Genomic DNA, 12,741 nt, shown 5'->3' on the forward strand with positions numbered 1-12,741 from the left:
TGGTACTGCCCTTACAGGTGGGAGAGTAGGTCGCTGCCGATCTTATTATAGGGATCCTTATCAAAGGGTCCCTTTTTTTATGCCCTTATTTTTTAAACATACCCTATCTCAACTCCATATCCCACTCGCACTATATAAACCCGCTTATACTTCTTGTCAGGCTTTCGGTTTGAAGATGCGTAGAGAGGACCTGCTGTATATCTTCTCTGCTGGTGTTGTTTATTGCTTCAAGGTAATTATTATAGAAATCAGTGGGAAGGGACTGCGTGGCAAGGGTTTTGTATTTGGTAATAATTGAGAATGGACTCGATATGGCATTCAGGTAGTTGCCTATCATGTAATTTTTGACCACTTCTAACTCTTGTGCTGAGACGGGCTCTTCTTGTAACCGTTTAATTTCTTTGTAGATTTCGCGGATAGTTTCTTGTTCATATTCAGCTTTGACATCAGTAGAAATAACGAAATAGCCACTGTGATTTAAGGGATAAAGGCTAGAGTATATACCATAGGTGTAGCCTTTATCTTCTCGGATATTCTTCATTAGTCTTGAGCCAAAAAAACCGCCAAGTAGTTCGTTGGCCACCATGAAGCGAAAGTAATCGGGGCTGCTACGTGTAAATAGCCTTTTACCTAATTTAATGGAGCTTTGTACAAACTTTGAGTCTCTGTGGCTTGTGTCTTTGGGAGCATTACTTTCTTTAAATGAGGGAGTCTCAAACTGCTTGGGTACTTCAGGCTGTCTTTTGGAAAAGTAGCCTGAGATTATTTGATAGTAGTTGCTTGGAAGATCTCCTGAAAGAAAGATGTCGAATGAGCAAGTATAGTTTTTATGAAATGTTTGTAGCTGTTGAGAATTGATTGAATTGATATCTGAAGGATAGAGGCGGTAGCCATAGGGATGGTCTTTGAAAAGGGCGTTCCTAAGGTTTACTGAGGAAGTATAACTTCCCTTTTGCATATTCAGTTTAAGCCTGTTTTGCTCTTTTTCTTTGAGTGTATTTAGTGCTTGATCGTGAAATGAGCTTTCATATATGATGTCGCTAAGAAGGCCTATATTCTCATTGAAATGCTTTTTGAGACCATAGATTGAGATAGAAGAGTGGTCGAAGCCGGGGGTTATTTCGACAAAGCTACCCAGTTCATCTATTTTCTCCGACAGTTGTGCTCCGCTGTATCTATTTGTGCCTTCCAGGAGCATCTTGATGGCCAGTTGAACCTCAGCTGCATTTTGCGCATTAAGATTGCTTCCTTTTGTAAGTAACTCTATTCGAAATGCCTCTGTGTTTTTTTCAGGGTATGCATACAGGTTACCTCCTCCAGGAAGGGAGAACTTTTCGATCGGTGGTAAAGATATTTTTTGAACTTGCTGAACCGAGGGGGCCTGAGTTCTGTCGAGCATATTAATTATCCTCCTTTTTCTTTGAGAAATTGATTATGGCACCAAACCGCAACGTTTCGGCCAATGGATGCTCTTGTAATTGTGGTACTAGATAGGAGAAGTTCAATTCGATCTTCTCCAGCTTGAAGCCAAGCCCGGCTGTGAAATACTTTCTATTTCCTTTGTTTTCGTGTTCGTAGAAGTAACCGGTTCTGAGGGCAAATTTTTCATTGTATTCGTATTCGGCACCAATTGAAAACATTATTTCTTGCAGCTCTTCATTGAATCCTCCGGGGGCATCTCCGAACGAACTAAAAATTCCATCCAAAAGGCCTTTATCTCTATGTGATCCATCGGGTTGTGGGGTTGGAACCATCAGCTTACTGACATCTAAGGCAATAGTAATTTTATTGTAGGGGTCGAGGAATGAAGAAAGTGCAGTACCTAAACGCAAGGTGGTAGGTATGAAGTCTTCTTCATCAGCACTGTTGTATGAAATCTTAGAGCCTATATTGGTAATGGTGGCTCCGTAAGATATTTGAGACTGTTTGTTTAATACCGTTAATTGTGTTCTGTAGTATACTCCAATGTCTGCTGCAATGCTGGTTCCTGGTTTAGGGTCAGAAACAGGGCTGGTGGTAATATTGCCTGAGAGATTGGAGAGAATGTACTTACCGGTTACGCCAAGGCTAAGGTTGTCGCTTAGTTTACGTGAATAACTTGCGGCAATGGAGAACTCTCTTGGAGTGAAACTTCCTATGGGTTGTCCGGCTCCATTGGTTAATTCTATATCGCCAAGATTGAAGTAGGTAAGTGCTACACCAAAGGCTTGTTCATCATCTATTTTTTTAAAACCGGAGAGGTAGGAGAGCGACATATCGTCTACATATTTTTTTAACCATGGGGTGAAGGTGATGCCGAGTCCTGAGTTTTGGTTTATTTGGGATAGTTTGGCCGGATTCCAAAATGTGGCATTAAGATCTGGGTTAGTAGCTACACCAACGTCTCCCATGGCTCCTGATACAGGGTCTGGAGCAATGGTGAGAAAAGGTACGGCTGTTCCAATTACATTTCTATCTGTATCCTGGCCACTTATGTTTCCTGAGTTTTGTCCAAAGGTATTGAGAGTGATGTAGGAGAGGAGTATGGTGAAGATGAAAATCCTATGTTGCATGAATTTTTTGTTCAAAGATAGTACGTAATAGTTAATTTGAAATTATGAGTTTTCTGCGTACAAAGTCGCTTTTTCCCGTTGTTTTTGAAACTATTTTGAGTGTATAAAAGTAAATGCCGGCATTTAGTCGTTGTTGGTTACTGTCTTTTCCGTTCCAGTTTATCTCTAATGTAGCTTCTGCACTGAGCACTTCTTGTTCTATTCGGTGTACAGGTTTGCCTTGATTACTGATAATATCAACACTTACCAGAAGGTTTTCCTGTACCAATTTGTGAGATACTTTAAAAAAGGTTTCCTCTATAAACGGATTCGGATAGGATTTTATTTCTGTGATGTACGATGAATTCTCCATTACCTCAAACTCCAGGTATTCAACGGCTGCATTTCCGTGTGAGTCTCTTGCTCTTACTTCTATGCGGTGTTTGCCTTCTGGAAGACCTTGCAACAAAGTGGTTGCCATACCACGCCCCGCTTTGTCTGGCAGAGTGGTGAAGGTTTCTCCCAGATCTATCTGTAGTGTGTCATTAAGAATGAGCAATAGGTTTTGACCCAGTACGGCATTGGAAATGTTTATACCGGTTTGGTCTCTAAGCTTTACAATGGCTAAAACATCAGGGTCGAAGGGACTCTGAGGGGGGGGCAGGGTATCATTGAGGAAAATTCTGATTTCAGGGGGGGCGGTATCTGTGACCGGACTGGGGTGTGTGCCACCAAGTGTGAAGGAAAGAGTGCTACCTAAAGCCTCTTGATGGTTGGTTTTTGCATAGGCCTGAATTTTTCCATGACCGAAAGAGTAGTCGATGTTTTTAGGGATTGTAAAATTTATGGTAAAATGGCCAGCTTCTACTGTGGCTTCTCCTCTAAATAATACCCGGTCTCTTTCCTTATATTCGAAAGGAGCATTTTCTGAACCAAGGGTAATTTTCGGTTGGGTCTTGTCTAATAGTTCTATGGTGGCTATTCCGTTAAAGTTGGGGGCAACAGAACCATTGGAGATAATTCGGCCACGAACTTGAATCGGTTGAAGCGCCCTTAGTGTATCTGTTTCAGTGGGTTCTTTTTCATTTATGTGTGTTATTTCTACCTGATTCTGAGGATATGCAAGCCTCATGCTTGGGTCGCCAAGGAGGATGAAATTTCGGTTTAGGCTTCCTTGTAGTGAATTATTTTTAGTGAATTTGATGACATCCCCGAGTCGTTGGTACTCTCCGTTGTTTTGTTTGAGCATGGAACCGTAAAGAGCTTCGTTCAGGCGATAATTGGTGCTGGAAAATACAGGCCGGGCGGTTGTTAAGAGTCCAATAGCTCCACCGGTGTTTTTAAAAATCAATCGTTCCGCTCCCGATTCTGTATTAGGATCGTCATTTCGTCCGAACTCGCAAGTGGCAGTAATCAGAAAAGGCATTTTGTAGGTATTTCGCCACTGATCTATATGATTGAATGTGAGTATGCGTTCTTGGGTCCAACCAAATTCAGCACCATGACCTGTAAAGTTGATGATCAGTTTTCCCTGGTTTACGGCATCGAGCAATGCTTTTTCTGCAGCCGGAGAAAACTCGCCATTAGGCTTTCTTTCCTGTTCGAATGCATCGAGATAGAACTTGTTTACCCGAAATTGATGATAAGTAGTGTCTACCAGAGTAGCGAGCTGATCGGCATCGCGCTGGTGAATATTTCTGTCTCCATCGTCTGCAACAAAGAGAATTTTACTTTTCCAGTTGCCCATAGTGTTTGGATGGGTATGGTATAGAATGATTTTATCTATAGCTTTTTTGGCCTGATCGTAGTTGCGTGCAGGTATGCGTCCTATACCAATGTCTAGTTGATGATCTCCTGATGTAGACTCCTCCCAGAAGCCCTCGTCATTATCCATAAAGCCAAAGAAATCGTCTGAGGAATAAGACAATAGCGGGTGTATGGAGTTTCTCGACTCATAAGTGGGTACGAAGTTGGTATTGTCTGATACTCTGTTTTTATAATCAAATGAGCCTTTTCCCAAAAAGAGCACATACTTTAAGTTGCCCTGATCGTATTTGTGTCTAATGAAATCGCGAATGGCCACAATATCCTGGCGGCCGCTGCTAAACTCATTGTAGATTTGTGAGGTTGAAGCTACTTGAACGCTCATAAGGTCGTGCGTTCTTCTAAATGTGGCTAAACGCTCGGCCTGTGATATTAAACTCTCATGAGTAACAATTAAAAAGTCGACCGAAGGGGTTGCTCTGAGGTTTTGATTAGCTATGGACTTAAACTGAAGGGGCTCTGGTAAACTTGATGGATTAAAAACCTGATATGTAACTTGTTCTTCTGCAAAAGCTCCAAACTGGGCTTGGTTGTTCGATCGGCTGAATTCCTGAATAGCAATATTGGATGGGTCCGAAATATTCCAAATGACCAGATCGTTGCCTGAAGTTTCTAACTGATATGTAACTAAGCCCGAATGGTCGGGGGTGAACCGGAGTGTTTTCTGCTCAGTTTGGAATGCAGCTTTTGCCTCTACCTCTACAAGGTATTTATCTAAATAGGCCACGGCATTGCCTGAGCTATTTCTGTCATAAGAGAAACTAACTTCTAAAGCACCAGAACTGAGTAGATTTAACGGAATAGAGAAGCTGTTTTGCTGGATATTGCCTTTTATGGTGTATTGTGAGTTGGGTATGGCATTGAAGTTCATTTGTCCGACTTCCGATCCATTCACTTTTATGGAGGCTTGGGTAGTGGTAAAGGCCTGTGCCACAAGGCTTGCATGAATTGTGGCCTGGGTTGCTTCAGCTAAACCGGTTAGGCTGTGCTGAAAGGAGATTGGAACGGAGGTAATGCTTTCGCCAAGCCATTCTCTACCGGAAGACAGCAGGTTAATTAGGTCATTTTCATGATAAAACAGATACCTGGATTGAGTGATTTTTTGATGTTCGGTGCCTAGATTGGGAGTCTGTCGAGCCCTTTTTCCGGCAGAAGGTTTATGTGTAAGGAAATAAAATACACTGTCGGAATAGAGATTTTTTTCTACCTGAAATGTTTCCGTAGTGCCATCGTAGATGGTTTTGTGGGGTGAATCTACATAGAACAGGATAAAATCGTTTTCGTTGAACACACCATCGTTTGCTCCCGACACCACTATGGCGTTTTCAGTGAGGTCAATCGGTCGTTGGTCGCTGTTAGATTGAGGGAGCATGCCTCCCGGATTTCCGTAAACGGCCAATTGGCGAGGGTCTATGCTTTCCGGAGAAAAGCCCATTTCGCGCAGTTTGTTCCATGAGATTTTATATACACCGGGAGAGGTAAAGCCCATCTTCACCCAGTGCCCTTCGGCCAAAACACTTGCTTGCTGGGCATGCAGTATAGGCTGCATGAAACAGAGGAGCGCAATAATGAGGTGTTTGGCTTTCAATGTTTTAAGTTGCTGATTTATAACGTTTAAACTTTGTGGGTTGTATTTTCGGAGCTTCTAAAATTAACGGTGAGCGACAGCAGCAAATAAAGCATCATTAGGTAAGGAGCCGAGTCGAACCTAAACACGGCTACCAAGGGTATAGTTGAAAGTAGTAGTGTATATTTCTCCCAATTATGCCTAAAAGCAAATCCTTTGAATTTTAATGAGATCATTTTCATGGGGCTTACCATAAGAAATGAAAAAAATACGGCCAGTACTATGAACCAATAGCTTGCTTCATGAAGGGTTTGCCCAAAGTAGCTCGATTGATTGTATATAACTATGGGGAGTGCGGAAACAAACAGTCCATGGGCCGTAGTAGAAATGCCCTTAAAAACGGCACTTTGATTATCTGAGATATTGAAAATGGCCAGTCGTATGGCCGAACAAACGGGAACTAGTAAAATGAGATATCCCCAACCTTCTATCGGGAAATAGGATGCATATATAAAGGTGGGGAGCACCCCAAATGTGACCAAATCGGCTAGTGAATCGAGCTGCACACCGAATTTTGAAGGCACCTTAAGCGCTCTTGCCAAAGCACCATCGAGCAAGTCGCAAAAGGCAGCTGCAAAAACAAAGTAGTGCACTTTGGGTTCACTGCCCTCCGGGGCGGAAAGTATATGTTCTATAGCCAAAACCCCAAGGACCAGGTTGGTTAGCGTAAACAGGTTAGGTATGTTTTTTATAATCCATTTCATTGGATGGCGCAAAAAGGGTTGTACTTCTTTTCGTGACTAATGGTGGTGGGAATGCCGTGACCTGGATACACCAGAGTTTCATCATTTAACTTAAAGAATTTCTCCCGAATACTGGCAATTAAGGTGTCGTAATTCCCTCCCGGTAAATCAGTTCTGCCAATGCTTTCATGGAACAGAACATCTCCACCAATAAGAAATCCGTCCTTCCGGTTATAAAAAGCTATGTGTCCGGGGGCGTGTCCGGGTACAAAAAGTACTTCGAGTTGGCCACTGCCCACCTCTACGGTATCACCTTCTTTAAGGAAGAAATCCGGTTGCGAGGGGGTATACTTTTGAAAGCCGTAGCTTGGTGCATAGGCTTCTACCGATCTGAGCGTATCAAGATCGTTTTCTCCAATGTAGAGTGGGGCGTTAAATTGACGCATAGCAAACGCATTACCCAATACATGGTCTATGTGGCCATGTGTATTCAATATTTTTTCTATGTGAATGGATTCTCGTTCTATGTAGCTAACCAGTTGAGATTCTTCGGCCGGATCGAAACATCCCGGGTCAATAATAACTCCTTTGCCCTCTTCATATACCACATAGGTGTTTTCCATAAAAGGGTTGAACGTGAATGTTTTTACGTGCATACTTTAACCGTTTAAAAGCTCTAAATTTCACCGTTTATTCAAGAGTTATCAAGAATACTTCGATAATTTCGCTGCATGAGGGTGGACTATCTTGTGGTTGGAGCCGGGATTGCCGGTAGTGTATTAGCAAGACAACTCTTGGAGATGGGAAAACGAGTTATGGTTATCGATGAACCATCGCTTTCCAATAGTTCGAAAGTTGCAGGAGGGTTGTATAATCCCATTACGGGTAGAAAAATGGTTAAGACCTGGAATGGAGATGTGTTGTTTGAATATCTGGATGGCTTTTACCGGGAATGGGAAAACGACCTGGACGAGTCTTTTTTCTATAGTATTCCTATTTACAGGCCTTTCTTCTCTATAGAAGAACAAAATGAGTGGATGGCGAAGAGTATTGAGCCAGCCTATATCTCTTACATTGCCGGTATTAAGCAAAAACCTTTTTGTGAAGATGAAGTGCAGAACCCTTATGGAGGAATTTTACTGAATAAATCAGGATACCTAGACACAGCTACTCTGTTGAAAAGTTTCAGAGCTTATTTAGTAAAGTCGGGCTTGCTTCTGGAAAGCCAATTCAACCCCAATAAGCTTCAAAAAATGGGAGGGAACTACACCTACGAAGGAATAGACTTTCGCCATTTGGTTTTTTGCGATGGTCACCTCTCAACCACCAATCCATGGTTCAGTTGGTTGCCATACCGGCCGGTGAAGGGGGAGTTACTTTTCATTAAATCTAGCGTTATGCCAAGGGTAATTTACAATAGAGGTGTATTTGTTATACCCTTGGGCAGTGGAATGTGTAAGTGTGGATCTACTTACGATCATGGCCAACTGGACGAAATTCCAACCATTGCCGCAAAAAGTGAGTTAATAGATCGTGTGAAGAGCCTGGTGAATTTTGACTTTGAGGTGATAGACCAGAAGGCAGGAATAAGGCCTGCCACAAAAGACCGAAAGCCTTTTGTTGGCAGGCATTTTGAAGAGAGAAATATCTGGATTTTCAATGGGCTTGGAGCTAAGGGAGTGTCGTTGGCCCCATATTATGCAAGACAACTTGCATTACATATGGAAGAAAACGGAGCACTGGATGATGAAGTCAATATTGAAAGGTTTTTTTCGTTATTTTAAGAGTTTCTTCGACAACCACATATGGTTATAAAGTATTCCAAAACGTACCCGCTTCTATTTGTGCTTTTCACTGTGCTGTTTGTGGTGAATGAGGCACAAGCACAAGCCTTCAGAGAGAAATTTGGTAAGAATAGAATTCAGTACAAGTATTTCGACTGGAGTTATTTTGCCTCAGAAAACTTTGAGGTGTATTATTATGAAGGCGGGCAGGGGTTGGCTCGAAAAACCATTGAATATCTCGAAAGTGAGTTTAACAGGATAACTGAAACCATTGGTTACCCGCCTTATGCCAAAATCAGAATCTTTCTTTACAACTCTGTGGCAGACAAACAGCAGAGCAATGTGGGGGTAAATGCCGGAGATTTTACGGTTGGTGGAGAAACCGAGTTTGTACAATCTCAGGTAGAGTTGGCTTATTCAGGCGACTACAGTTCTTTTAAGAAGAAGGCATTATACAGTGTCACCGAGATGCTGATAGAAGAAATGTTGTACGGTGGCAACATTGCAGAAATGTTCCAAAGCTCTTTCACCAACCCCATTCCGGTTTGGTTTACAGGCGGTATAGCCAAATATGTGGCCTACGGATGGGATAAAGAATCGGACGATGCGGTAAGAGAATATGTTTCTACCACCTCAGAGGATAAGTTTATTCGCTTGAGTGCTGAAATGAACAGACTCCTGGGGCAGTCTATTTGGAACTATATTGCTCAGAAATACGGACAGCGCAGTATTTCCAACATTCTAAACCTTGCCCGAATTATTCGGAACGAAGAAAACAGTATTGAGCGTACTCTTGGAGTACCCTACGAACAGTTTATGAACGAGTGGCGCATTTTTTATAACAACGCCAACATTCAGCTTAAAGAGAATAACTATTCTGCTCCCGATCCCGGCACCAAGGTTTCAGGTAAAAATAAAAACGAAGACCGCTACACATCAGTGAAGTTTAGTCCTGATGGTCGTTTTTTGGCCTATGCAGCGACCAATGAGGGACAGTTTAAAGTAAGGGTACGAAATATGACCAATAATGAGGAGCGGGAGATATTTAAAGGAGGACTTAAGCTAATCGATCAGGAAGTTTACACACACTATCCTATCCTCAGCTGGGCCGACACGACCACACTGGGTATTGTTTATGCTGAAAATGGCGCAAATGTTTTGGCAGTAAAGCGATTGGGCGAAAAAGGAGAGCAGAAGCTTAAGATACCTCTTTTGGGTATTATTCAGAGCTTTGATTTTAAAGATGGAGGACGACTTGCGGTAATGACCGGCTCAATCAATGATGTTTCTAATGCCTATGTATACAATCTTGTAAGAGGTCAGGTAAGGAAAATAAGTGACGATCGTTTTGACGAACGAGATATAAGCTTTTTTGAGGGGTCGAATCAGGTGGTTTTTTCTTCAAACCGATCTACGGATAGTGTTTTTGTATCCGGCCCCGACAGTCTGGAACATGTAATGGGTAACCAGTTCAACTTATATACCTATGACATCGACTACCCCGACAGCTCATTTAAACAGCTTACTAATAGCCTGGCTATTAATGAACAACCCAAAGCTTTTGGTGGCCACACTGTGGTATTTGTAAGCGACCAACAAGGGATTAAAAATCTTTACTCATACAGTCTGCAAGATTCTACCACAAGGCAGCTTACTAGTTTTGTTTATAGTATTAAAACCTATGACTATCACCCTCAGAGTGGACAGTTGGCCTTTGTGTCTAATCTGGAAGGAAAAGAAGCTGTGTTTTCACAATCTATTGATTTGACTCAGAGCATTTTTACCCCCGTTACTCCCCGAAGGGCTTTGGAGGTAGCAAAGATTATGGCTCAAAGAAGAAGAGAGAGATTGGGAGAGCAATACAATAAGTTGGATTCTGTGCGAAATGCCGGCCCGTTGGTGCCTCAGAATGTAAGGTCTCCTTTGCAGCAGTTAGATTCCCTCAAAGAAGGAGCTATTAATACGGAAGAATATGAATTTAAGATAGAGTCTAAAGTCAATACCAAAGACTATCAGTTTGAGAAGCCTTCAGAAGACCCAACGGTGAGTAGCCGGTCTTTTTTGAGTATATACCAGAACACGCGGTCTACAGATAAAATACAAGGGCCGGCACCTTATGAAAACCGTTTTCAGACGGACAATCTGGTGACATCTTTTGTAATTGATCAGTTACGATCATTTAGCCAGCTCATGGAAATCCAAATGAATGATTACTTACAAAACCATCGGTTCAAAGGTAGTTTGCTGGTGCCGTTGAGCTTCAATCAGGGATATGACATATCTGGTGAGTACGAATATCTCAAAGACCGACTCGACTACAGTGTGAAATACTACCGCAAGAGCATCGTACGAATCGATCCGCAGCGTTTCTTGAATCAACGGTTCAATCTAAGCACTTTTAGTGTGGGAGCCAGCTATCCGTTCAGCCATAAGTTGCGCGTAGACTTTAACCCCTTCTTGGCTCAAACCAACTACATAGACAGAGATATACGTTTACTTATACCAAGTAATAATCCCTCCCAGTTCGTTTCGGAGAGTACAGCAACATATGGAGGCTTTAATACCTCTTTGGTATTTGACAACAGCGTGGTGGTGGGAACTAACCTTCACCAGGGAACTCGTGCAAAGGTGAGGTTTGAGTCTTTTCTGAAAATGAATTCTGAAGCTGTAAGCTTCAGTAATGTACAAGTAGACCTAAGACATTACTTTAGAGTGAACAAGGGGATATACCTTGCCGGTCGATTCTTCTATGGATCGTATTTTGGCAATGCACCTAAGAAGTATTTGTTGGGTGGAGTAGATAACTGGGCCTTTAACAGTACCGAATCTTCGAATGCCGAAGTTAATCCGTTGGACTTCCAGACCTTGTTCGATAATAGCGATGTGCTGTTCCATCAGTTTACGAACCTTAGAGGTTACAACTACAACACATTTCAGGGTAAGAATGTAATGACCTTTTCAGGGGAAATACGTTTCCCAATCAACCAATTGCTTACCAATTCTGAGCTTAAGTCCAACTTTTTGAGGAACCTTCAGGTTATTGGATACTATGACATAGGTTCGGCCTGGGACGACCTTTCTCCGTTCAAGCCCAAGAACAATCTGAATATTGAGGAAATCAGGAATGAAGGTTCTCCGTTTACTGCCGTAATCAACAATTTTTCAAACCCATGGTTGCAAAGTACCGGGGTGGGGGTAAGAACCATGTTGTTTGGTTTCTTTAGCCGAATAGACTTTTCGTTCCCAATACGCAATTTTGAAATGCTCAACCCTAAACTGCAACTGTCTTTTGGCTACGACTTTTAGTTTATTAGAAGTCAATTAACCTATTTTTGTGCATTAATTAGAAAGCATGCTAAAGTCAATGACCGGCTACGGCCGCACCAAAGGTACCGTTAAAGGCTATCAGGTAGATGTTGAAATTCGAACGCTGAACTCTAAGTTTCTCGATGTTCAACTTAAAGTTCCACGCCTGTTTCAAAGCAAAGAACTGGAGATTCGTTCCTTACTTTCCGAAGGTCTTACCCGGGGTAAACTGGCCGTGACCATAGACATGGTTCAGGATGCAGAAGCCGATAGCTCTAACCAGGTAAACCATGAATTATTTAAGAAGTATTACAAGGAGTTTGAGGCTTTGGCAAAGGAAGTAAATGCCAACCAATCCGATCTTTTTCGTTTGGCTTTACATAGCCCCGATGTAATGAATGGATCTGCTTTAGATGAAGAAGAACTTGAAGAACAGTGGAAGGGAGTAAAAAAGTTATTGGCCGAGGCTATAGTGTCTTGTAATAACTTTAGGCAGCAGGAGGGTGCAAGTTTGGCTGCCGAGCTTGCCAACTACATAGATAGTATTGGTAGTTTTCTGGAACAGGTGAAAGCACTGGATCCCGAGAGAGCAGAAGCCATACGCGAACGGATACTGAAGCATCAGAAAGAGATAGAAAGCTCCGATGAATTTGATAAAAATCGGTTTGAACAGGAAATGATCTACTACATCGAGAAGCTTGATATTTCTGAAGAACTGGTTCGGCTGAGTAACCACCTCAGTTACTTTAAGGAAGTAATGGGCGAGAGTGACTCGCAAGGGAAAAAACTGGGTTTCATAAGCCAGGAGATTGGTCGCGAGATAAATACTATAGGCTCAAAGGCTAACTATGCACCTATTCAGAAGTTAGTGGTTGGAATGAAAGATGAGTTGGAGAAGATTAAAGAACAGTTACTCAACATTATATAGTTTTTTCAGCCTAACAAAAGGGGCCTTCAGGTACTTCTTTTGCTTTCCGAATACTTCT

8 protein-coding genes are annotated in these 12,741 nt (G+C 42.2%); 3 read left to right on the top strand and 5 right to left on the bottom strand.

Annotated elements, in window-relative coordinates; translation table 11 throughout:
* Window positions 1-130: 130 nt before the first annotated feature.
* From IE164_RS05940 to IE164_RS05960, 5 genes are read right to left on the bottom strand one after another with little or no spacing between them, the layout of a single operon-like run.
* Entirely contained in the window at window positions 131-1,399 is a 1,269-nt protein-coding gene (locus IE164_RS05940) for a M16 family metallopeptidase (RefSeq protein WP_189629302.1), read from the bottom strand.
* A 1-nt stretch (window position 1,400) separates the two neighbouring features.
* Window positions 1,401-2,552, bottom strand: a complete 1,152-nt coding sequence (gene porV, locus IE164_RS05945) for a type IX secretion system outer membrane channel protein PorV (RefSeq protein ID WP_189629303.1) — start codon at window positions 2,550-2,552, stop codon at window positions 1,401-1,403.
* Window positions 2,553-2,583: 31 nt separating this feature from the next.
* Window positions 2,584-5,943, bottom strand: a complete 3,360-nt coding sequence (gene porU, locus IE164_RS05950; protein ID WP_189629304.1) for a type IX secretion system sortase PorU — start codon at window positions 5,941-5,943, stop codon at window positions 2,584-2,586.
* Between the two features lie 26 nt (window positions 5,944-5,969).
* Window positions 5,970-6,686, bottom strand: a complete 717-nt coding sequence (locus IE164_RS05955; protein ID WP_189629305.1) for a CDP-alcohol phosphatidyltransferase family protein — start codon at window positions 6,684-6,686, stop codon at window positions 5,970-5,972.
* Window positions 6,683-7,321, bottom strand: a complete 639-nt coding sequence (locus IE164_RS05960; RefSeq protein ID WP_229838550.1) for an MBL fold metallo-hydrolase — start codon at window positions 7,319-7,321, stop codon at window positions 6,683-6,685. The genes IE164_RS05955 and IE164_RS05960 overlap by 4 nt, the downstream gene beginning before the upstream one ends.
* A gap of 75 nt (window positions 7,322-7,396) precedes the next feature.
* On the opposite strand from IE164_RS05960, the gene IE164_RS05965 reads away from it, so the two are divergent.
* Genes IE164_RS05965 through IE164_RS05975 form a run of 3 tightly spaced genes read left to right on the top strand, consistent with a single transcriptional unit; the run spans window position 7,397 to window position 12,683 of the window.
* Window positions 7,397-8,449, top strand: a complete 1,053-nt coding sequence (locus tag IE164_RS05965; protein ID WP_189629306.1) for an NAD(P)/FAD-dependent oxidoreductase — start codon at window positions 7,397-7,399, stop codon at window positions 8,447-8,449.
* Window positions 8,450-8,470: 21 nt separating this feature from the next.
* Window positions 8,471-11,755, top strand: coding sequence for a TolB-like translocation protein (locus IE164_RS05970; protein ID WP_189629307.1), 3,285 nt, complete (start codon window positions 8,471-8,473; stop codon window positions 11,753-11,755).
* Window positions 11,756-11,801: 46 nt separating this feature from the next.
* Window positions 11,802-12,683, top strand: coding sequence for a YicC/YloC family endoribonuclease (locus tag IE164_RS05975; protein WP_189629308.1), 882 nt, complete (start codon window positions 11,802-11,804; stop codon window positions 12,681-12,683).
* The last annotated feature ends 58 nt before the right edge of the window (window positions 12,684-12,741 follow it).

Origin of the sequence: Roseivirga thermotolerans (genome assembly GCF_014653175.1) — a bacterium.
GTDB lineage: Bacteria > Bacteroidota > Bacteroidia > Cytophagales > Cyclobacteriaceae > Roseivirga > Roseivirga thermotolerans.

Coding starts and splice junctions, on each gene's coding strand:
- IE164_RS05940 (WP_189629302.1), bottom strand. CDS start 1,399: ATGCTCGACAGAACTCAGGCCCCCTCGGTTCAGCAAGTTCAAAAAATA.
- porV (WP_189629303.1), bottom strand. CDS start 2,552: ATGCAACATAGGATTTTCATCTTCACCATACTCCTCTCCTACATCACT.
- IE164_RS05955 (WP_189629305.1), bottom strand. CDS start 6,686: ATGAAATGGATTATAAAAAACATACCTAACCTGTTTACGCTAACCAAC.
- IE164_RS05960 (WP_229838550.1), bottom strand. CDS start 7,321: ATGCACGTAAAAACATTCACGTTCAACCCTTTTATGGAAAACACCTAT.
- IE164_RS05965 (WP_189629306.1), top strand. CDS start 7,397: ATGAGGGTGGACTATCTTGTGGTTGGAGCCGGGATTGCCGGTAGTGTA.
- IE164_RS05970 (WP_189629307.1), top strand. CDS start 8,471: ATGGTTATAAAGTATTCCAAAACGTACCCGCTTCTATTTGTGCTTTTC.
- IE164_RS05975 (WP_189629308.1), top strand. CDS start 11,802: ATGCTAAAGTCAATGACCGGCTACGGCCGCACCAAAGGTACCGTTAAA.